Below are 20,728 nucleotides of genomic sequence, written 5' to 3' on the forward strand. Positions count from 1 at the left end.
GAGTTCTTGTGTTACGCGGCAAATCGGAGTTTAGAGGAACAGCCCGGGGCCTGGGCGGGTACCTTCGGGGAATCTGACGCCCACTTTCTGGATCTTGTTCCCGTCCATGACCGCGACGGTCCAGATCGTGCCGTGCCATTCGATCTGGTCGCCTACTACTGGAGCGCCTCCGACCTTTTGTCGGATGAACTGCGCCAGCGGCATCTTCGCGTCCAGGCCATCGAGTTTCAGGCCATAAAGTGCAGCCACCGCGCCCAGTTCGGCATCGCCTTCGAGTACGAAGTCGCCGAAGAAGCGCAGGTCCAGGCCGCGTTGCGGCGCCTGGCTGAACAGCTTGCCCAGCGCCGGCAGGTTATGTTCGTGGCCGATCACGCAAAGCATGTCGCCGACCTCCAGCACGGTGCTGCCCGACGGGTGCAGCAGCTGTTCGCCACGGAACAAGGCGGCGATCCGCGTGCCCTCGGGCATCTTCAGCTCGCGCAGGGCGGCGCCGATGCACCACTTTTCGGCGCCCAGGCGGTAGACGAACAGCTCCCATTCGCTGGTGACGTGCACTTCGAGCGCGGAGCGAGAAATCGGTGCCGGGTCCGGCGGTACCGTGACCTTCAGCAGCTTGGCCATCCACGGCAGGCTGGTACCTTGCACCAACAGCGACACCAGCACGATGAAGAACGCCAGGTTGAAGAACAGCTGGGCCTGGGGCAGGCCGGCCATCAGCGGGAACACCGCCAGGATGATCGGCACCGCGCCGCGCAGGCCGACCCAGCTGATGAAGCCTTTCTCGCGGCCATGGAAGGCCTTGAACGGCAGCAAGGCGGCGACCACCGACAGTGGTCGGGCCACCAGGATCATCCACAGTGCCAGGCCCAGGGCGGGCAGGGCGATGGGCAGCAGGTCGTGGGGCGTGACCAGCAGGCCGAGCACCAGGAACATGCCGATCTGGGCCAGCCAGGCCATGCCGTCGAGCATGTGCAGGATGCCGTGGCGGCTGCGGATCGGCTTGTTGCCCAGCACCAGCCCGCACAGGTAAACCGCGAGGAAACCGCTGCCATGCAGGGCGTTGGTCAGGGAGAACACCACCAGGCCGCCGGCCACCACCAGGATCGGGTACAGGCCGCCGGCCAGGTTGATGCGGTTGACCAGTTGCAGCATCAGCCAGCCACCGCCCAGGCCCATCAGGCCGCCGATGCCGAACTCGCGCAGCAGGTGAGTGAGCAGGCTCCAGTGCAGGCCGGTCTGGCCGCTGGCGATCATGTCGATCAGGGTCACGGTGAGGAACACCGCCATCGGGTCGTTGCTGCCTGATTCGATTTCCAGGGTGGCGGTGACCCGTTCGTTGAGGCCTTTGCCGCCGAGCAGGGAGAACACTGCCGCGGCGTCGGTGGAACCGACGATGGCGCCGATCAGCAGGCCTTGGATCAGGCTCAGGTCGAACAGCCAGGCGGCGACCATGCCGGTCAGCCCGGTGGTGATCAGCACGCCCACCGTGGCCAGCGACAGCGCCGGCCACAGCGCCACGCGGAAGCTCGCCACCCGGGTGCGCAGGCCGCCGTCGAGCAGGATGACGGCAAGCGCCAGGTTGCCCACCAGGTAGGCGGTCGGGTAATTGTTGAAGATGATGCCGCCACCGTCCACGCCCGCGACCATGCCGACGGCGAGGATGATGACCAGGATGGGGATGCCCAGGCGCGATGACAGCGAGCTGACCAGGATACTTGCGCCCACCAGCAATGCGCCGATCAGGAACAGGCTGTTGATGGTGCTTGCATCCAAAGGCAGGTACTCCGGGACAGCGGGGAAAGGAACTTGCAACTGTGAACTAGCAGGTCGCGTGCCAATCGATTCTAACCTGATGAATTGGCAGGCTGTAAAGCGTTTCTGCAGATGTAGAAAAGGCACCTCGAAAGGTGCCTTTTCTTGTGTTGCCTGTTACCGCCTCATCGCTGGCAAGCCAAGCAGGTCAGGCCTGCTTCACTTCACGCATCGGCTTGCCCTTCACCGGTGCATCGCCCGCCACGTAGTACTTGGCGGTGCTGCGCGGCAGCGGCTTGCGGCCACGGATCTTGTCCGAGATCTTCTCGGCGATCATGATCGTGGTGGCGTTGAGGTTGCCGGTGATGATCAGCGGCATGATCGAGGCGTCGACCACGCGCAGGCCCTGCATGCCGTGCACGCGGCCTTCGGCATCGACCACCGCCATGTCGTCGGTGCCCATCTTGCACGAGCAGGACGGGTGGAAGGCGGTTTCGGCGTGCTCGCGGATGAATTTGTCCAGCTCTTCATCGGTCTGCACGTGCGCGCCTGGGCTGATCTCGCGGCCGCGGTATGGGTCCAGCGCCGGCTGGGCCATGATTTCGCGGGTCAGGCGGATGCCGTCGCGGAATTCCTGCCAGTCCTGCTCGGTGGACATGTAGTTGAACAGGATGCTCGGGTGCTGGCGCGGGTTCTTCGACTTGGCCTGGATGCGACCACGGGCCGGCGAGCGCATGGAGCCCATGTGCGCCTGGAAGCCGTGTTCTTTCACACCGTTCGAGCCGTTGTAGTTAATCGCTACCGGCAGGAAGTGGTACTGGATGTTCGGCCACTTGAATTCAGGACGGGTGCGGATGAAACCACCGGCCTCGAACTGGTTGCTGGCGCCGATGCCGGTGCCGTTGAACAGCCACTCGGCACCGATGGCCGGCTGGTTCCACCACAGCAGCGACGGGTACAGCGACACCGGCTGGGTGCAGGCGTACTGCAGGTACAGCTCGAGGTGGTCCTGCAGGTTCTCGCCGACGCCCGGCAGGTCGTGGACCACCGGGATGTCGAGGCTTTCCAGCAGGGCGCGCGGGCCGACGCCGGAGCGCTGCAGCAGTTGCGGCGAGGCGATGGCGCCGGAGGAAACGATGACTTCCTTGCGGGCGCGGGCTTCGACGCGCTCTTCGCTGTCACCGACCAGGTAGGTCACGCCAACAGCGCGCTTGTTGTCGAACAGCACGCGGTCGCTCAGGGCGTGGGTGACGATGGTCAGGTTCGGGCGCTTCTTGGCCTGGTCCAGGTAGCCGCGGGCAGTGCTGGAGCGACGGCCGTTCTTGGTCACCGAACGGTCCATCGGGCCGAAACCTTCCTGCTGGTAGCCGTTGAGGTCTTCGGTACGCGGGTAGCCGGCCTGCACGCCGGCTTCGACCATGGCGTGGAACAGCGGGTTGTTGCCGGCTTTCGGCGTGGCCACGCTGACCGGGCCTTCGCCGCCGTGGTAGTCGTTCGGGCCGATGTCGCGGGTTTCGGCCTTACGGAAGTACGGCAGGCAGTCCAGGTAGGTCCAGTCTTCCAGGCCTGGCAGTTCAGCCCAGCCGTCGAAGTCCATGGCGTTGCCGCGGATGTAGCACATGCCGTTGATCAGCGACGAGCCACCCAGGCCCTTGCCGCGGCCACATTCCATGCGGCGGCCGTCCATGTGCGGCTCCGGATCGGTCTCGTAGGCCCAGTTGTAGCGACGACCCTGCAGGGGGAAGGCCAGGGCGGCTGGCATCTGGGTGCGGAAGTCGAAGCGGTAGTCCGGGCCGCCGGCTTCGAGCAGCAGGACGGTGACGCTGGCGTCTTCGGTCAGGCGGGTGGCCAGGGTGTTACCGGCCGAACCGGCACCGACGATGATGTAATCGAATTCTTGGGACATTGAAGTACCCTCGTTGGCAGTTGTCAGGGAGCGGAAACGCCCGCGCTCAAGGGCGCGGGCGTGGCGGGACCGGGTTTAGAAAACCGAGTTGTAGCCGCCCAGCTCGACCTGAACCGACTTGATGCGAGTGTATTGAGCCAGCGAGCTGACACCGTTTTCACGGCCGACGCCCGACTGCTTGTAACCGCCAACCGGCATTTCGGCCGGCGACTCGCCCCAGGCGTTGATCCAGCAGATACCGGCTTCAAGCTTGTGGATGATGCGGTGGGCGCGGCTGATGTCGTTGGTGCAGACACCGGCGGCCAGGCCGTATTCGGTGTCGTTGGCGCGACGGATGACTTCTTCCTCGGTCTCGTAGCTGAGGATGCTCATCACTGGGCCGAAGATCTCTTCCTTGACGATGGTCATGTCGTCGGTGCAGTCGGTGAACACGGTCGGGGCGACGAACGCGCCCTTGGCGAAGTCGCCGTCCAGCAGACGCTCACCGCCGCAGAGGACGCGGGCGCCTTCTTCTTTACCCTTGGCGATGTAGGACAGCACGCTTTCCATGTGCTGGAAGCTGACCAGCGGGCCGAAGTTGGTATTCTCGTCTTCCGGGTTGCCGGCACGGATGCGGGCGACGCGCTCGGCGATCTTGGCTTCGAAGGCGGCTTTCATCGCGGCAGGGATGAACACGCGAGTGCCGTTGGTGCAGACCTGACCGGAGCTGTAGAAGTTGGCCATCATGGCGATGTCGGCGGCCTTGTCCAGGTCGGCGTCGTCGCAGATGATCAGCGGCGACTTGCCGCCCAGTTCCATGGTGACTTCCTTGAGCGACGAGCTCGAGGCGCTGGCCATGACTTTCTTGCCGGTGGTGGTGCCGCCGGTGAAGGAGACTTTCTCGATGCGCGGGTGCTCGGTCAGCCAGGTGCCGACTTCGCGACCGCTGCCGGTCAGGACGTTGAACACGCCGTTCGGCAGGCCGGCTTCGGTGAAGATCTCGGCCAGTTTCAGGGTGGTCAGCGAGGTGACTTCCGACGGCTTGAAGATCATCGCGTTGCCAGCGGCCAGGGCCGGGGCGGATTTCCACAGGGCGATCTGGATCGGGTAGTTCCAGGCGCCGATACCGACGGTCACGCCCAACGGCTCGCGGCGGGTGTAGACGAAGGACGATTCGCGCAGCGGGATCTGCTCGCCTTCGATGGCCGGTACCAGGCCTGCGTAGTATTCCAGCACGTCGGCGCCGGTGACGATGTCGACGTAGCGGGTTTCGGAGTACGACTTGCCGGTGTCCAGGGTTTCCAGCATGGCCAGCTCGTCGTTGCGCTCGCGCAGGATGTCGACGGCGCGGCGCAGGATGCGCGAACGCTGCATGGCGGTCATGGCGGCCCAGACTTTCTGGCCACGCTCGGCGCTTTCGACGGCCTTCTCGACGTCAGCTTGAGTTGCGCGCTGCACGTGGGCGAGGACTTCGCCGGTAGCTGGGTTGATGGCTTCGAAGGTGGCATCGCTGCCAGCGTCGACGTAAGCGCCATCGATGTAGAGTTTTTGCGTTCCGAAACGGGCCATAGTGTCCTCGCAAGTGCAGTGTGTGGTTGGCTGCCGCGTCACGCTCCCGCCGGTTGGCTGGTCGCTGCGCGCGGCTGTTCAGCGGCCTGGTCGGTTGTGCCCAGGGTCTGCTGCTTAGCCAGTTGTAGATCCATGTATTCGTAAGCGATGCGTATTGCCTGCTCGGTGTCGAATGCGTCACCCGACAGGGCGCCACGCAGCCACAGGCCGTCGATCAACGCTGCCAGGCCGCGGGCAGCCTTGCGCGCATGGTAGAGCGGCAGGACGCGGCGGAACTGGCAGCACAGGTTGGAATACAGGCGGTGGTCGTTGATCCGCTGCAACCTGTGCAAAGACGGCTGGTGCATGCTGGAGGCCCAGAAGGCCAGCCAGGTTTTCATTGCCGGGCCATTCACCTGGCTCGCATCGAAGTTGCCTTCGATGATCACCTTCAGGTGGGCACGCGGGCTGTCGTCCGTGAGGGCCTGACGACGCGCGATCACACCCTCGTTGAGCATGTTCATGATGTAGCGCATCGTCGCTGCGATCAGGCCGTTCTTGTCCTGAAAGTAGTGACTGATGATGCCGTTCGACACGCCGGCCAAACGGGCAATCAGCGCAATGCTGGCATCTCCCAGTCCGACCTGATCGACTGCCAGCAAGGTGGCTTCGATCAACTGCTGGCGGCGGATGGGTTGCATACCGACCTTGGGCATCTTGCTATCTCCTCAGGCCTGCGGGCAGACGACAAGCGGCTGCCTCGGCGAAGGCCAGTCTATTTTGTTTTGATTGAACGTTCAATCAATAAAGAATAAGCTCTGCGACAATTTGTGCCATTGACAGTTTTCGGACGGTCACAGAAGCACGAATCGACACCCCAGGAAATCGCGTAACCCCCGGAATACAAGGCGTTGACGGGCATGGGCGATGCGAAAGACAGATTTTGCCGAGCAGTCACTGGCTGCGCGGCCGGCCCTTGGAGCGGGCCAGGTGTCTGTGGCGAATGCGCGCACCTCCTTATGGAGGGCAGGGTTTTCCACAGGCGACCGGTCTGATTTTTTTGCAACGTTCCTATTCGGGATCACGGTTTCCAGGGTGCTTTTATAACACCTGTCGCAGTAGGGCTATTGCACCAATTGCGTGGGAAATAACTGTTTAGCCTCCACTGCCGCACTGCCCGGAGCATTCGTGCAATGAGTTCTGCCTCCCTGACAAAGCCCCCCGCCGAGCGGGTACGGGTCAATCGCGTGGTGTTCTACACCTCGGCGCTGATGATCCTCGTTCTGACTGCCTTGCTGATCGCTGTACCCGAAGCCGCCGGCCAGGTGCTGGGCGTCGCCCAGAAATGGCTGACCCGCACCTTTGGCTGGTACTACATGCTGGTCATCTGTGGTTACCTGCTGTTCGTCGTCTACCTGGCCTTCTCCGACTTCGGCAAGCTCAAGCTGGGCGGCAAGGACGACACCCCGGACTTCAGCTACGGCGCCTGGGCCGGCATGCTGTTCTCCTCCGGTATCGGTATCTCGCTGCTGTACTTCGGCGCTTCCGAGCCGCTGGACCACTACTTCAACCCACCGGAAGGTACGCCTGCCAGCCTCGAGGCCGCGCGCCAGGGCCTGCAGCTGACCTTCCTGCACTGGGGACTGCACGGCTGGGCGATCTACGCCCTGGTCGGCCTTGCCGTCGGCTACTTCGCCTACCGCCACAACCAACCGCTGGCACTGCGCTCGGCGCTGTACCCGCTGGTCGGCGAGCGTTGGGTCAAGGGCGGCGCCGGCCATGCCGTGGATATCTTCGGCATGTTCGTCACCCTGCTGGGCCTGGTGACCAACCTGGGTATCGGCTCGATGCAGGTGGCCTCGGGCCTGGAATACCTGTTCGGCATGGACCACAGCAAGACCAACCTGCTGGTGGTGATCCTGGTCATGGCGGGCGTTGCCACCGTGGCCGCGGTGTCGGGCGTGGAGAACGGCATCCGCCGACTGTCCAACCTGAACATCCTGCTGTTCAGCGGGCTGCTGATCTTCGTGCTGCTGGCTGGCAACACCCTGCACCTGCTCAACGGCTTCGTGCAGAACGTCGGTGACTACCTCAACGGTGTCGTGCTGAAGACCTTCGACCTCTATGTCTATGAGGGCGACAACGACAAGTCCGAGCGCTGGCTGGGCCTGTGGACCGTGTTCTACTGGGCCTGGTGGATCTCTTGGGGCCCGTTCGTCGGCATGTTCATCGCCCGTATCTCCAAGGGCCGGACCGTGCGTCAGCTGGTCAGCGGCGTGCTGCTGATCCCGCTGGGCTTCACCCTGGCCTGGTTGTCGATCTTCGGCAACACCGCTCTGGACCTGGTGATCAACCAGGGTGCGGTGGAACTGGGCAAGACCGCGCTCGAACAGCCATCGATGTCTATCTACCAGCTGCTGGAATTCTTCCCGGCCGCCAAGATCGTCATCGGCCTGGCAGTGTTCGTCGGCTTCGTGCTGTTCCTCACTCCGGCCGACTCCGGCGCGGTGATGATGGCCAACCTGTCGTGCAAAGGCGGCAAGGTCGACGAAGACGCCCCGCACTGGATGGTGGTGTTCTGGTCGGTGGTCATCACCCTGGTCACCATCGGCCTGCTGTTCGCCGGTAACTTCGAAGCCATGCAGACCATGGTGGTACTGGCCGGCCTGCCGTTCTCGGTAGTCCTGGTGCTGTTCATGTTCGGCCTGATGAAGGCCATGAAGCAGGACGTCGCGGTCGAAAGCGAGCGCGCCGAACTGGCCGCCCGTGGCCGTCGCGGTTTCAGCGAGCGTCTCAGCCAGCTGGACCTGCAGCCGACCCAGGCCGTGGTGCAGCGGTTCATGGACAAACAGGTCAGCCCGGCGCTGAAAGAGGCCGCCGAGCAGCTGCGTACCCTGGGCTTCGAGGTCGAGACCCGGGTAGGTCAGTCGCGTAACATGATGGGCCTGCGAGTGATGATGGAAGAGGGCAACCCCTTCGTCTACGAAGCCAGCCTGGATGGCTACCTGGCCGCGCCGAGCGAGGCGCCGGTCGAGGGTGAGCCGGAAGTGCAGCAGCGCTTCTACCGTGCCGAGGTGTACCTGCACGACGGCAGCCAGGAGTACGACCTGATGGGCTTCACCCGCGAGCAGATCGTGCGTGATGTGCTTGATCAGTTCGAAAGCCACCGTCAGTTGCTGGGGCGTGTGTACAGCTGATATCGGCTGATGTCAGGCAAAGGCCCGGTTCGTGAGAACCGGGCCTTTTTGTTTTCGGTGTCAGTGTTCGATTGCTTCCAGGAGGTCCTCTCGCGGGGCCGAGCGCTGCTTGACGACATCTTCTGCCTGGCTGCAAAGCTTCAGCGGTAAATCGGAGTGCCTGAACACATATTGCTTGTGTAACAGCACCCTGTAGCCGCTCGGATCTGCGCAGTCGGTCTGCTCCGGCCTGCCCTTCTTGACCCGATAGCGTTGCAGATGAGGCGGGGTGGTTGTCCAGCTCACACGCCTGTCGCCGTTGTCCAAGCGTTCGACGGTCACATCGGCTGCTGGAACCGCCACAGCAGGCAAGACCTCCACCGCGATGCTCAGGGCATTGGCCATAAGGCCGCGCCAGGCGAGTTCCTGGGCTGAGTCGACGCCCACCACGCAGAGAAAATGCCAGCCCGTTCCCGGGCCTATCGGCTCGTCGATCAGCACGCTATCCGTACTGGGGAGTGTGGTGCTATAGCCAGCGGGGTCCTCGCAGGCCCGTGCATCGCGCGCTGTCTTGTAGCGGTAGCGCGGTGTGTCCAAGGTAAAGGCGAAGTTCCACGATGGCATGCGAGAGACGCCATCTTCATCGACGCGGAGCTTGTGCAGTCGCTTGAAGCCCTCGTGGTGTTGCTGCTGGAGTTGAAAACCGGGGAACAGGTGGCACTGCTCTACATTCATGTCGAGCTGCCCTTTGTCGAAGCAGTCAAGCAGGTGTCTGAGCGGGATAGAGGCGACCCGGTCGCCGCTGATGCTGTTGACCACGCCGATCAGGCGATTGCTCACCCTCTCTATTACCGGACTGCCGGATACGCCTTCGGCAATACCTTGGCAGTCATTGCTTTTCAGATTTCGCCAAACCCAGGGTGGCGACACCAGTACCGGCATGTCTTCTTCCGTGCAGGCCCGCAATCGTAGGCCGGTGTTCAGGGCGATGGACTCGCCCACAACCAGCACAGCTGTTCCCGGAGGCGCTGGAAAAGCCGGTTTCATCGGCGCAATGCCCTGGTCGATGAGTTGTCGCAGGCTTGCATCCAGTTCGAGGAGGGCAAGGTCACTGCCCTGAACGCTGCTCCAGACGGTTCGACGCACCGCGATGGTCTGTTGCTCGGCCACCGTATCGGCGAAGAAATTGAAAGTGATGCTGGCCTGCAGGGGCTGATTCTGGATGATCACGCCATTGTGTTGACTGATGCAATGGCCGGCCGTGACGGTATAGGCCGGGCCCTTGGCCTCGCCGCTCGGCGAGCGGGTATCGAGCAGGGTGCTCATGCACAGACCGTTGTCAGGCAGATTCAAACGGCCGATACCGGTCCAGTGATGGTTCTCACCCCGGCTGTTGCCAAGCAGCACTGGTTCGGAGGGGGAGGGCAAGCCTTGGCCGTAGTCGACGGCCAAGGCAGGCGAGGAGAGGGCAAGCCCCAGGCAGATGGTACGCAAGTCGAGCATGATTCAGACCTCTTGAGCAGAGGCCGCACTGTCGAGCAGGGCTGGTCATGCGCGGTGGTGAATAGTGCTTTGTCGCAGGCAGTATTAGTTAGTGCCCGGCAGCTCGGTCAGCCTTTCATGTTTGTGCTCCATCCATTGAGCGCACATCATCATGCCGATTTCAGAGACCTCGCCTTTCGATTTTCTGGCCGCTGTCGCCAGCCATTTCGCCGATCGGCCTACCCTGCGAACGGTAGCGAGCCAGCAGCTCCTGCAATTGCTGCTGAAGCAACTTCCCTACCTCGAGGCCGTGCAGCCACCGCTGACATCCGCCGATCCGTTGACGCTCGACTCACCGGAGCCGGGGACAGCCTGGTGGACCACTCAGCCTCTGGTCGATGCGCTGCTCGAGTGCATGGTCCAAGGCGAGCCCATGGATATCGAGCCGCTTGCACAGCGGACCTACAATTTGGGTCTCACCGGGCCACACCGCTTCGCTGGGGCGACCAGCGATCTGGACACCCGAGCCTTGGCAGGCCTTAGCGAACCGCTCAACGAACTGATAGAGCAGCTTCCCGGACATTTCGCCGAGGCGCAGGTGGCGTTCTGGCGATCCTGCGACGAGGAAGGTGTCAGCCGCGACCGTTGGTTCCAGTTGCTGTTGAAACAGGCGCTCCTGCGCAATTTGCCGCTTCAGGGGTTGGATACCCAGCAGCAGGCATGTGTACGCGGGCTGCTGTTGGGGGAGCCTGGCCCATCGGTGTTTGCAGTACAGGTGACGCTGACCGTGGGAGGCCAGACGTTCCAGCTCATGCAGGAGAGCCTGCTGGTAACCGGTGAATGGGACGAGCGGCTGGTGGTGCTGTGGTGCGCGCCATCCAGTGTGGTCAGGGCCTTCGATTCGTTGGAAAACTTCGCATTGGCACTGCGAGACGATCTCGCAGAGCGCTATCGGTTCGATGAAATGACATGGGATCGCTATTGCCTTGAAGGCAATGTGTTTGCCCAGCAAAGCGCACTGTTGCTGGATGCAATGCTGGAGCGGATCAGTGCGCTGCGTTACTCGCGTATTGAGGATGTACAGGCGTTGGAACAGCTGTTCCGACGCCTGAGTGACCCCTCGCAAGTCTTCTACAGTGGCTATTTCATCGATCAGGATGTGGCGCCGGTACCGCCGCCGGGGCTAGTGATGGCCAAGGCCGATGACAGCTTTGCCTGGCAAGAGGCACTCTTCACGCTTTCCCTGTACCAGCTCGAGTCACAGGGTTTTGGGGCGCTTGATGGTATTGAGGATCTGAACAGCTACACACGGGAGCGACTCAGCGACGCAATGCGTCAGGCGCATCCGCACGATAGCCCGGCTCCGGACGACATCCTGCTGGAGCTCGGAATCGCCGCAGGAGTGCCGGGTGGCGCCGGGGTGGGGGCGGGAGGCGGTGAGCCTCTGGTTCGGGCAGGTAGCAAGACATTGACGGAATTTGCCATTGGCAATCTTGCCTCGCTCGGGGGAGCGATCATCACCGGTATCTCCTGCAGTGGGAGCGGTCCATTGCCCCGTTGGCTGGACATGGACTACGTCAGGTACCTGGTGGCTCGCGTCGACATTGGTGGGTGTTATCCCAAGTATGTGGCCGAGCGGCTGGATGACCGCGAAGAACGCACGGCGAGGGTCGAGCGATTTGCCCGCGAATGGCGCATCGGCCTTTTGTTCGCGGCGCTACAGGCCAAGCTGGATGGTCGTTTGGGCGCCGGTGCGCTGCAATGTGTCACAGATTATTGTCGAGGTTATCTGGATGACTTGAATCCAGCCACGTTTCTGGTGCCTCTGGCCTTCAAGCGTCGTCCGGACTCCACGGTTCATGACATTGTTTCCGGTATGTATGTGCTACTCGGCAGCGAACCATCCGTCCTGGTGCTCTACAGACCATTGCATGGACGCGATTCGGTCCGGGCATTTGCCAGTGAGCAGGCGCTGCTCGAGGCGGTTTGCCAGGACTCTACGTTGCAGCAGAGCATCCTGGACTGGTTGCCACAGGACGTCCGTCCCATCTACGACACGGTGGCTTTGCCGAGCCGCATATCCTCAGCATAGGTATCGACCCATTCCTGAACTTCGAGGCTCCGGCACCTGCCAGCCTGGCGATCAGACTGTGGGAAACCAATGTGGATGAGAAACTCTACGCCGCTAACCGCGACTTGCTGGTGGAGTTGGCGGATCTGCGTTCGACTTCCAATGCTGAAAATCGTTGGTCGATGCTGCTGGAAGGGGCCTGGTTGCTGTTCAATACAGCCACACTCTTTCTCAGGGGGCCGATCGCTTCCTTCGCTTGGCTGATGCAAGGCATCTCAAGCCTCGAGAGCGATCTGCGGGCCATTGCCGATGGTGAAGGTTTCGATCGGTCAGCCGCCAGTGTGGATGTCCTTCTCACGCTCGGCATGGCACTGGCGCATCTGCGCCAGCCAGTGCGCGCCGAACTCAAGCCAGGCCGGCTGCCGGATATTGACCGCTTCGAAGGGCCTCCCCGGCGCGCTGCAGCCAGGCAACTGGTCAGTGTCGTGCCGCGCCAGGGAAAAGTGGGCGGGCAGGGAGGGCTTGGCAGCATGCAGGAGCGCCAGCTCGACTTTTCATGGCGTGGCAACCAGGGATTCAACGCCTTGCTGCCCTCTCAACGCATTGCTATCAGGGCGATGCGGGCACCACTTCTGCTTGATGGCCTGGCCCCCTTGGCGAGCGGCCAGGGCAAGGGGACTTATCGAGTCGGCAGCAAGCATTATGTCCTGCTCGCCGGCGACAGCTATGAAATCGTCCTTGTAGCCGAAGGTGTGCGGGTCATCGATGCCAATGGTGCGCTGGGCCCATGGTTGTCTCTGGAACACGGTGCGTGGCGTGTCGATGCGGGGCTGCGCCTTCGAGCAGGGATGCCCCGAGAGACGATACGGACGAGGCTGGATCAAGACTTTGCGGCGGCAAGGCAGGCAGCCGACACGCTCACACAGCAGGCCAATGATGCCTCGGTCACATTTGCTACGTATCGCCAGGAGGTGCTTCGAATCGGGGGGCAGCTCGAGAAACTGGAGGTACTCAAGCGCACCGAAGCCATGAAGGAAAATGCTGATGTCGCCATGATCGAACGCTATGCGGCTCGAATTGCGAGCCTCGAAGCAACGATGAATCCCAAGAGGCTCGAGGCGGTCACGACAGTCGAGACGATTGTGAAGCTGGAAAATGAAAAGCTGGCACTGCTTGACCGGATGCTGGAGCCCAAGTACGGCGCTCGACGGCACCTCAATCTTGAGCGGCTGCTGAACGAAGAGCGTGATTCATTGCGTTGCGCGTTGATTTCCAACAATGACTTTATCCTCAACGAGCTATGGCGGCTGGCCGACTATCCCGCGCTCACCAAAATGGCAGGAGACCTGAATACGAGAAGTGCCTATGAAGCCAAGGCGCAATATCAGGTCTTCAGGCGTGCGCTCGAACACACCGTGGGATTGCAGGAACGCATGTTGCTGGCCAACGCTGAACTCGATGCGCTACTTGCCGATGCAGCCCCCCATCTGCTGATCGGCAGCGAGAGCGAGGCCCGATCAGTGGCCCAGATCGTGGAGCAAAGGACATTCACTACCGAGGACCTACGTTTTCATCATGTCTTGAACCTGGCGGACCTGGCATTGCATATGGACTCGGCCAGCGGTCAAGAGCAACTGTCGAGGTATCGGGCTGGTCTGGGTGGCAAGACGCTCCAGAGCGCGGCCAATGCTCATGGCGAATCGATCATGGCCAATCTCGAGCCAGCCGATCGGGTCATGATCCTGCAGGAGGCCTGGGACGAGTATTCGGTCGCGATACTTAACAGCGAGCTTGTTGCCGCGCGGGGTGGGCGCTTGGTCGAGGCAGCCATGCTCGAGCGTTACCAGTCGCATGTACAGTTGCTGAAGCAGGATGCAGGCCGGCGCTTGATCGAGGCCAGGGATGCCTTGGAGGGGAAACTTGAAGGTCGGGCGACTGGCGGTGCCTATCGGGTTTCAACCGATATCCAGCATGTGATCCGCGACAGCGAAGGTACGACCGTCATCGCCTCTGCAACGCAGGAGGAAGGGCACACGATTCTTGTCGTGCGCGATCCGCTCAGCAAGGCCGTGGTCCAGCGATTCGACCGGCATGATGGTCAGTGGGTCGAGCGCGTCGGCGATATATCGCCTGAGCCGGTCTTGCAGACGGCTTCATCGAGTGGGCTGGAGAGGGTGAGGTCACTACTTGCGTTCAACAAGATCATTCTCGCGCAGGCTGAACGTTATGTAGAACGAGACATCAGTGGCAGGCATCTGGCTCGATTGTTCGACGGGCCCCTTGCACGGCTTCGGGCGATCGAGACGCAGTTGTCGCAAGATGATGAGGACGCGCTCGACATGCTGAATGCGGGGCGCAGCGAGTTGCAGGCGGGCAGGGAGCAGTACTTGACCGAGCTTTATACCCGAACTTGCTATCCGTCCGCCGAAGCCCTGCGCTACTTGCATGAGCGGCAACTGATCAAGGTCGAGTACATCGGCCCTCGACGAACGATGGCTGATGGTAGTGCGTTTGATGAGTACAAGGTCACGCGCTTGAGAAAAGCGGGAGAGCACAAGGGGAGAGCACTCTGGGCCGCCCACTTCCACCTGTCCAGTGCCGATGCCCTGTCCACGGAGTTCACGCGGGGCCACCTGAAGCTCTGGGCCCAGCGATTCGAATGCAACCGGGGCTTGGGGGCCGCAAGTGAGGTCGTGCCAGGCAAGCGAGTGCACTATGGTCCGCTCAGCCTTGCCGAGGCACAGGGGATCATTCCTTTTTGACAGGGCCCGCATTCGTGTAGCGGCCATGCCTGCCGTGGGCGGGCATGGCCTGGTTGCCGCGTTCGGCGATCATCTGCCGCAGGCTGATCAACTCGATTCCCTGGCTCTTGAGTCGGGGAATCTCTTGTGCCAGGACGCTCAGGGTCTGCGGATAAGGGTGCCCAATCAGCACCGCCGAACCCTGCTTGCGGGCCACCTCGATACCAAGACGCAATTGCCCGGCAATGGCTTCGGTCGTTCGTACGTCGTCAAGGAAAACATCCCGCGAGAGATGCGCCAACCCCAGCGCCTGGGCCTCTGCCGCCGCCACCGTCGCCGCGCTGGTGCGGCTGTCGACGAAGAACAGATGGCGGCGTTGCAGTTCACCCATCAACCACGTCATGGGCTCGCGCTGGGCGGTCATGCGACTACCCATGTGGTTGTTGATGCCGGCGGCGTAGGGCACCTTGGCCAGGGCGGCATCCAGGCGTCGGGCCAGTTCGTCGAGGGCGACGCCTGGGTGCCAGGCGTAGGGCCCGGTGGCAGGGTCCATGGGCATGTGCAGGATCACCGTGCGCCCGGCCTTGTGGGCCTGGCGGGCGAAGTCGGTGGCGTGCGGGGTGTCGGGCATGATCGCCATGGTCACCGGGCCGGGCAGGGCGAGCGTACGGCTGTCGCGTTCGCTGCTCTGGCCCAGGTCGTCGATGATGATGCTCATGTAGGCCTTGGCCGGGGCCGCTTGCGCGACGCCGGCCAGCAGGCAGAACAGCAGGGACAGCAGATAACGCATGGTGGGTATCAGTCACCCTTGGTGATGTTCAGGCCCTTGAGCAGGCTGAGGGCCTGGCTGAGCTGGAAGTCGTTGTCCTGCGGGCGGTCCTTGCGCTTGGCACTGCCGGTCGGTCGGTCGGCGCCGCCATTGCCGTTGCCCAGGTGACCCTGCAGGTCGGCTTCCTTGAAGTTGTCGTTGTCGGCCTCGGCGGTCAGCTTGGCCGGGCGTACTTCGATGTCCGGAACAATGCCCTGGGCCTGGATCGAGCGGCCATTAGGGGTGAAGTACAGCGCGGTGGTGAGCTTCAGCGCACGGTCGTTGGCCAATGGCAGCACGGTCTGCACCGAGCCCTTGCCGAAGCTGTCGGTACCCATCAGCACGGCGCGCTTCTGGTCCTGCAGGGCGCCGGCGACGATCTCCGAAGCCGAGGCGCTGCCGCCGTTGATCAATACCACCAGTGGCACGCCTTCGCTGGCATCGGCCGGGTCGGCGGAGTAGCGCAGCTCGGAGTTGGCGATGCGGCCCTTGGTGTAGACGATCAGGCCTTTGGTGAGGAAGTGGTCGGCCACTTCGACCGCCGACTGCAGCACGCCGCCGGGGTTGTTGCGCAGGTCGAGAACCACGCCGCGCAGCTTCTTGCCGTTGTCCTTGCGCAGCTTGGCCAGGGCCTTGCCCACCTCATCGCCGGTCTTGACCTGGAACTGGGTGATGCGGATGTAACCGTAGTCGTTCTCCAGCAACTGGCTCTTGACGCTCTTGACCTGGATCACCGCACGGGCCAGCGTCACGTCGAACGGCGTGCCGCCGTCGCGCACCAGGGTGAGGGTGATCTTCTCGCCGATCTTGCCGCGCATCTTGTCCACGGCCTCGGTCATGGTCTGGCCACGGGTTGGCGCGCCGTTGATCTTGACGATCAGGTCACCGGCCTCGATACCGGCGCGGGAGGCCGGGGTGTCATCAATGGGCGAGACCACCTTGACGAAGCCGTCCTCCATGCCGACCTCTATCCCCAGGCCGCCGAACTCGCCGCTGGTGCTCTCCTGCAGCTCCTGGAAGTCTTCGGGGCCGAGGTAGGCCGAGTGCGGGTCAAGGTTGCTGAGCATGCCCTTGATGGCGTTTTCCAGCAGGGTCTTGTCGTCGACAGGTTCCACATAGGCCGCCTTGATGCGGTCCATGACCTCGGCGAAGGTGCGCAGCTCTTCCAGCGGCAGGGGCGCCTTGGCGGTCACCTCGGTGGCCGGCACCGCGGCCTGCTTGGCCGCTGGCTTGGCCGGTTCGGCAGCAACGGCCAGGGGCGCGCCGATGACCAGGGCGATGGTCAGGGCCAGCTGGGTGAGGCGAGGCGAGTGCAGCATGTCGAACGAACTCCTGATCCTGTTGGTGCTCCCGCTGGGAGCATCGGCGTCGCCGTTTCGTGGGCGGCGCCGTAAAAGTAGCACTAACTAACCGCGACACCATTGCGCGGGGTCGGTGGGCTGGCCCTGCTGGCGAATCGCGAAGTACAGGCCGGCGCTGTCCTGGCCGCCACTGTCGCCGACCGTGGAGATGGCTTCGCCGGCCTTGACGATGTCGCCGGCGCTCTTGAGCAGGCTCTGGTTGTGGCCGTACAGGCTCAGGTAGCCATTGCCATGGTCGAGAATGACCAGAAGTCCAGCGCCGCGCAACCAGTCGGCGAACACCACCCGCCCGCCATGCACGGCGCGCACTTGGGTGCCCGCGCTGGCGCTGATCATCACCCCGTCCCACTTGGCTCGCGCATCACCGCCGCGGGTGTCACCGAAGCGTGCCAGCAATCGACCATTGACCGGCCATGGAAGTTTTCCCCGCGCGGAAGAAAATGCGCCGCCATAGCTGGCCGTGTCGCTGGAAACCACCGGGCCCAAGGTAGTCCGGGCCTTTTTCGGGGCTTCCTCGGGCTCCTGCTTGCGGGTCGCGGCGGCCAGGGCCTGCGCCTTGCGGCGCTGCTCTTCTTCCTGTTTGGCCAGCAGGGCCCGCTGGCGGGCCTCTTCGGCCTCGCGAGCCTGGCGAGCGAGGGTTTCCTCGATGGTCTTGAGCACCTTGCCCAGATCGGCCTGGTCCTGCTCGCGGCTCTGCAGCTTCTGGTCGCGTTCCTTCATGTCGCTGCTGAGCTTGGCCAGCACCTGCTGGCGCTTGTCGCGTTCGGCGATCAGGGCCTGGCGCTGAGTGTCGAGCTCGGCACGTTGTGCCAGCAACTGTTGCTGGTGGCCGGCGATGTCCTGCTCGACGTTGGCCAGCTGGCGCAAGGTCTCGTTGAAGGTGCGCAACTGGTCCATGCGCGCTTTGCTGAGATAGTCGTAATAGGTGAGGGTGCGGGCGAACTTCTCGGGATTCTGCTGGTTCAGCAGCAGCTTGAGGTATTCCTCGCGACCATTGTTCTGGTAGGCCGAACGGGCCTGGATGGCAATCAGGCGTTGTTGTTCAACGCGGGCGCTCTGGAGTTTTTTTTTCTCTTGGTCAAGGCGCTCCAGCTCGCCCTCGGTCTTTTTTAGTTCTTGCTGCAGTGCCTCCACCTGTTTTTCGAGTTTGCCGATATCGGTCTCGGTGGCCTTGAGGTCTTTCTGCACGCCGGACTTCTCCTCCTGGAGCTTGCCCAGCATCTTTTTCAGCTCGGCGATGTCCTGGCGGGTGGCGTCCAGCTGTTGTTGGGTCTGCGCGCGCTCATCGGCAGCGAAGGCCGGGGCAAGCAGACATGACAGGGCGAGTAGGAACAGGGCGCGGAGCATGGGGTTGGGCGTACCAGGGATGGAGACTGGCCTAGTATGCCCGCGCAGGCGTGCAAAAAAAACGCCCAGCGGCGTGTGCGGCGGGGCGTTGGTCTGGAATTCAACTGTTTTGGGGGCCGCAAGGCAGCCCCACTACATCGATCAGGCGTCGATCAGGATCGAGGTGCCGGTCATCTCCGCCGGTTTTTCCAGCCCCAGCAGCTCGAGCATGGTCGGCGCCACGTCTGCCAGCACACCGCCGTCACGGACCTTCACGTGGCGCTTGCCGACATAGATGAATGGCACCGGCTCGGTGGTGTGGGCGGTGTGCGCCTGGCCGGTGCATTCGTCTTCCATCTGTTCGACGTTGCCGTGGTCGGCGGTGATCAGGGCTTCGCCGCCGACCTTGTCCAGCGCCTCGACGATGCGGCCGACGCAGCCATCCAGCGCTTCCACGGCCTTGACCGCGGCATCGAACACACCGGTGTGGCCGACCATGTCGCCGTTGGCGTAGTTGACCACGATCACGTCATAACGCTGCTGCTCGATGGCCTCGACGATACGATCGGTGACTTCAGGGGCGCTCATTTCCGGCTGCAGGTCGTAGGTGGCGACCTTCGGCGACGGGATCAGGATGCGTTCTTCGCCTTCGAATGGCTCTTCGCGCCCGCCCGAGAAGAAGAAGGTGACGTGGGCGTACTTCTCGGTTTCGGCGATGCGCAGCTGGGTCTTGCCGTTCTTCGCCAGGTACTCGCCGAGCACGTTGTTCAGGCTGGCCGGGGCGAAAGCCGCCGGGGCCGGGATCTTCGCCGAGTACTGGGTCAGGCCGATGTAGGCCGCCAGCTTGGGCAGGCGCGCGCGCGGGAATTCGTTGAAATCGGGCTCGACGAACACGCGTGACAGCTCGCGGGCGCGGTCGGCACGGAAGTTCATGAAGATCACGGCGTCGCCGTCTTCGACCTTGACCGCCTCGCCAATGCGCGTGGCCTTGACGAACTCGTCGCTCTCGTCGCGGGCGTAGGCGGCTTCAAGGCCGGCTACGGCGGTCGCTGCGGTGAATTCGGCGGCGCTGTCGACGATCAGGTTGTAGGCGGCGCTGACGCGGTCCCAGCGGTTGTCGCGGTCCATCGCGTAGTAGCGGCCGATCAGGCTGGCGATGCGGCCCTTGCCGAGCTTGGCGAAGGTGGCGTCGAGCAGTTCGATGGACGACTGCGCGCTGCGCGGCGGCGTGTCGCGGCCGTCAAGGAAGGCATGCAGGTAGATCTTCTCGGCGCCACGTTGCGCGGCCAGCTCGGCCATGGCGATCAGGTGGTCCTGGTGGCTGTGCACGCCACCGTCGGAGAGCAGGCCGAGGATATGCACGGCCTTGCCGGCGCTGGCGGCTTTTTCCACGGCACCGACGAGCACCGGGTTTTCGAAGAACTCGCCGTCGCGGATGGCCTTGGTCACCCGGGTGAAGTCCTGGTACACCACGCGGCCGGCACCGAGGTTCATGTGACCGACTTCCGAGTTGCCCATCTGCCCGTCGGGCAGCCCCACGTCCATGCCGGAGCCGGAGATCAGACCGTGCGGCTGGGTGGCGCGCAGGCGGTCGTAGACCGGAGTGTTGGCGGCGAAGATGGCGTTGTATTCGGGGCTTTCGCTGTGACCGAAGCCATCCAGGATGATCAGGACCAGGGGTTTAGGCGTACTCGTCATCAATCAAACTCACGGTTGTTCAAAGATGATAAAGACACGCATTTTAGGGCAAATCCGCCAGCGACGGCGAATATTCCTCCCATTGCCCGACCAGCGCGGTCAGGCATGCAACATGAAGGCGCGTTTGCCGCAAGCCCAGTGGGCTTTGGCGGTCATGGGGGGCTGTGTATACTGGCCGCCATTTTCAATCGCCTGGAACACCCCTGATGGTTGCTCACCTGATTCAATTCGCGACAGATCACTTCATCCTGGTGGCCATTTTCGTCGTCCTGCTGGTCCTGCTGCTGGTCAATGAAGTCCGCCGTGGCGGCCAGAGCCTGAGCAACGGCCAGCTGACCGCCCTGGTCAACGCCGACAAGGCCGTGGTGATCGATATCCGTACTGCCAAGGAATACTCGGCCGGGCATATCGTCGGCGCGCTGAGCATGCCGCAGGACAAAGTGGCCGGCCGCATGACCGAGCTGGAAAAACACAAAGACAAGACCCTGATCGTCGTCGACGCGATGGGCCAGCAGTCCGGTACCCTGTGCCGCGAACTGCTCAAGGCTGGTTACACCGCCGCCAAGCTCAGCGGTGGCGTTTCCAGCTGGAAAGCCGATAACCTGCCCCTGGTGAAGTGATATGAAGCCCGTCATCGTCTATTCCAGCGACTACTGCCCCTACTGCATGCGCGCCAAATACCTGCTCGAGAGCAAGGGCGTGGCGTTCGAGGAGATCAAGGTCGACGGCAAACCCCAGGTTCGCGCCGAAATGAGCCAGAAGGCCGGCCGTACCTCGGTGCCGCAGATCTGGATCGGCAGCACGCACGTCGGTGGATGCGATGACCTCTATGCCCTGGAGCGCGCGGGCAAGCTCGACGCGCTGCTGGCGGCCTGATTCG

The 20,728-nt window shown here is 63.0% G+C and carries 14 protein-coding genes; 5 read left to right on the forward strand and 9 right to left on the reverse strand.

The features are described 5' to 3' along the window. Window positions 1-30 precede the first annotated feature (30 nt). The 4 genes from AAHK21_RS15725 to betI form a co-directional block, all read right to left on the reverse strand. Window positions 31-1,773, reverse strand: coding sequence for a potassium/proton antiporter (locus AAHK21_RS15725; RefSeq protein WP_046853875.1), 1,743 nt, complete (start codon window positions 1,771-1,773; stop codon window positions 31-33). Window positions 1,774-1,960: 187 nt separating this feature from the next. Continuing rightward, window positions 1,961-3,658 carry a choline dehydrogenase gene (gene betA, locus AAHK21_RS15730; protein WP_367857729.1) on the reverse strand — a complete coding sequence of 566 codons (1,698 nt, stop codon included), beginning with the start codon at window positions 3,656-3,658 and terminating at the stop codon, window positions 1,961-1,963. A 75-nt stretch (window positions 3,659-3,733) separates the two neighbouring features. Next, complete coding sequence (betB, locus tag AAHK21_RS15735) at window positions 3,734-5,206, reverse strand: betaine-aldehyde dehydrogenase (RefSeq protein ID WP_046853877.1); 1,473 nt, start codon at window positions 5,204-5,206, stop codon at window positions 3,734-3,736. Window positions 5,207-5,244: 38 nt separating this feature from the next. Beyond that, on the reverse strand, window positions 5,245-5,901 hold the full coding sequence (gene betI, locus AAHK21_RS15740; RefSeq protein ID WP_134691373.1) for a transcriptional regulator BetI: 657 nt from the start codon (window positions 5,899-5,901) through the stop codon (window positions 5,245-5,247). 534 nt (window positions 5,902-6,435) lie between these two features. Here betI and AAHK21_RS15745 point away from each other — a divergent pair. After that, complete coding sequence (locus AAHK21_RS15745) at window positions 6,436-8,382, forward strand: BCCT family transporter (RefSeq protein WP_231867495.1); 1,947 nt, start codon at window positions 6,436-6,438, stop codon at window positions 8,380-8,382. A 60-nt stretch (window positions 8,383-8,442) separates the two neighbouring features. Here AAHK21_RS15745 and AAHK21_RS15750 read toward each other — a convergent pair whose 3' ends face one another. Beyond that, window positions 8,443-9,864 carry a trypsin-like serine protease gene (locus AAHK21_RS15750; RefSeq protein ID WP_367857730.1) on the reverse strand — a complete coding sequence of 474 codons (1,422 nt, stop codon included), beginning with the start codon at window positions 9,862-9,864 and terminating at the stop codon, window positions 8,443-8,445. Window positions 9,865-10,015: 151 nt separating this feature from the next. Between AAHK21_RS15750 and AAHK21_RS15755 the strand changes: the two genes are divergently transcribed. Further along, window positions 10,016-11,935, forward strand: coding sequence for a DUF6543 domain-containing protein (locus AAHK21_RS15755; protein ID WP_367857731.1), 1,920 nt, complete (start codon window positions 10,016-10,018; stop codon window positions 11,933-11,935). Continuing rightward, the gene (locus AAHK21_RS15760) at window positions 11,830-14,676 is read left to right on the forward strand and encodes a hypothetical protein (protein WP_367857732.1); all 2,847 of its coding nucleotides are present in this window, start codon (window positions 11,830-11,832) and stop codon (window positions 14,674-14,676) included. Before AAHK21_RS15755 ends, AAHK21_RS15760 begins: the two co-directional genes overlap by 106 nt. On the opposite strand, the gene AAHK21_RS15765 is transcribed toward AAHK21_RS15760, so the two are convergent. From AAHK21_RS15765 to gpmI, 4 genes are all read right to left on the reverse strand, one after another. Then, window positions 14,663-15,445, reverse strand: a complete 783-nt coding sequence (locus tag AAHK21_RS15765; protein ID WP_367857733.1) for a divergent polysaccharide deacetylase family protein — start codon at window positions 15,443-15,445, stop codon at window positions 14,663-14,665. The two genes, AAHK21_RS15760 and AAHK21_RS15765, sit on opposite strands and share 14 nt — an antisense overlap. Window positions 15,446-15,453: 8 nt before the next feature. Continuing rightward, on the reverse strand, window positions 15,454-16,782 hold the full coding sequence (locus tag AAHK21_RS15770; RefSeq protein WP_367857734.1) for a S41 family peptidase: 1,329 nt from the start codon (window positions 16,780-16,782) through the stop codon (window positions 15,454-15,456). Between the two features lie 87 nt (window positions 16,783-16,869). Then, the gene (locus AAHK21_RS15775; protein WP_367857735.1) at window positions 16,870-18,171 is read right to left on the reverse strand and encodes a murein hydrolase activator EnvC; all 1,302 of its coding nucleotides are present in this window, start codon (window positions 18,169-18,171) and stop codon (window positions 16,870-16,872) included. Window positions 18,172-18,312: 141 nt separating this feature from the next. Next, window positions 18,313-19,848: a 2,3-bisphosphoglycerate-independent phosphoglycerate mutase gene (gpmI, locus tag AAHK21_RS15780; RefSeq protein ID WP_367857736.1), complete on the reverse strand. Its 1,536-nt coding sequence runs from the start codon at window positions 19,846-19,848 to the stop codon at window positions 18,313-18,315. A gap of 206 nt (window positions 19,849-20,054) precedes the next feature. Between gpmI and AAHK21_RS15785 the strand changes: the two genes are divergently transcribed. After that, window positions 20,055-20,468 carry a rhodanese-like domain-containing protein gene (locus tag AAHK21_RS15785; protein ID WP_023628822.1) on the forward strand — a complete coding sequence of 138 codons (414 nt, stop codon included), beginning with the start codon at window positions 20,055-20,057 and terminating at the stop codon, window positions 20,466-20,468. A 1-nt stretch (window position 20,469) separates the two neighbouring features. Beyond that, window positions 20,470-20,724: a glutaredoxin 3 gene (gene grxC / locus AAHK21_RS15790; protein ID WP_003249204.1), complete on the forward strand. Its 255-nt coding sequence runs from the start codon at window positions 20,470-20,472 to the stop codon at window positions 20,722-20,724. The last annotated feature ends 4 nt before the right edge of the window (window positions 20,725-20,728 follow it).

This window comes from Pseudomonas sp. TE50-2 (genome assembly GCF_040813665.1).
GTDB lineage: Bacteria > Pseudomonadota > Gammaproteobacteria > Pseudomonadales > Pseudomonadaceae > Aquipseudomonas > Aquipseudomonas soli.

Coding starts and splice junctions, on each gene's coding strand:
- betA (WP_367857729.1), bottom strand. CDS start 3,658: ATGTCCCAAGAATTCGATTACATCATCGTCGGTGCCGGTTCGGCCGGT.
- betB (WP_046853877.1), bottom strand. CDS start 5,206: ATGGCCCGTTTCGGAACGCAAAAACTCTACATCGATGGCGCTTACGTC.
- betI (WP_134691373.1), bottom strand. CDS start 5,901: ATGCCCAAGGTCGGTATGCAACCCATCCGCCGCCAGCAGTTGATCGAA.
- AAHK21_RS15750 (WP_367857730.1), bottom strand. CDS start 9,864: ATGCTCGACTTGCGTACCATCTGCCTGGGGCTTGCCCTCTCCTCGCCT.
- AAHK21_RS15755 (WP_367857731.1), top strand. CDS start 10,016: ATGCCGATTTCAGAGACCTCGCCTTTCGATTTTCTGGCCGCTGTCGCC.
- AAHK21_RS15765 (WP_367857733.1), bottom strand. CDS start 15,445: ATGCGTTATCTGCTGTCCCTGCTGTTCTGCCTGCTGGCCGGCGTCGCG.
- AAHK21_RS15770 (WP_367857734.1), bottom strand. CDS start 16,782: ATGCTGCACTCGCCTCGCCTCACCCAGCTGGCCCTGACCATCGCCCTG.
- AAHK21_RS15775 (WP_367857735.1), bottom strand. CDS start 18,171: ATGCTCCGCGCCCTGTTCCTACTCGCCCTGTCATGTCTGCTTGCCCCG.
- gpmI (WP_367857736.1), bottom strand. CDS start 19,848: ATGACGAGTACGCCTAAACCCCTGGTCCTGATCATCCTGGATGGCTTC.
- AAHK21_RS15785 (WP_023628822.1), top strand. CDS start 20,055: ATGGTTGCTCACCTGATTCAATTCGCGACAGATCACTTCATCCTGGTG.
- grxC (WP_003249204.1), top strand. CDS start 20,470: ATGAAGCCCGTCATCGTCTATTCCAGCGACTACTGCCCCTACTGCATG.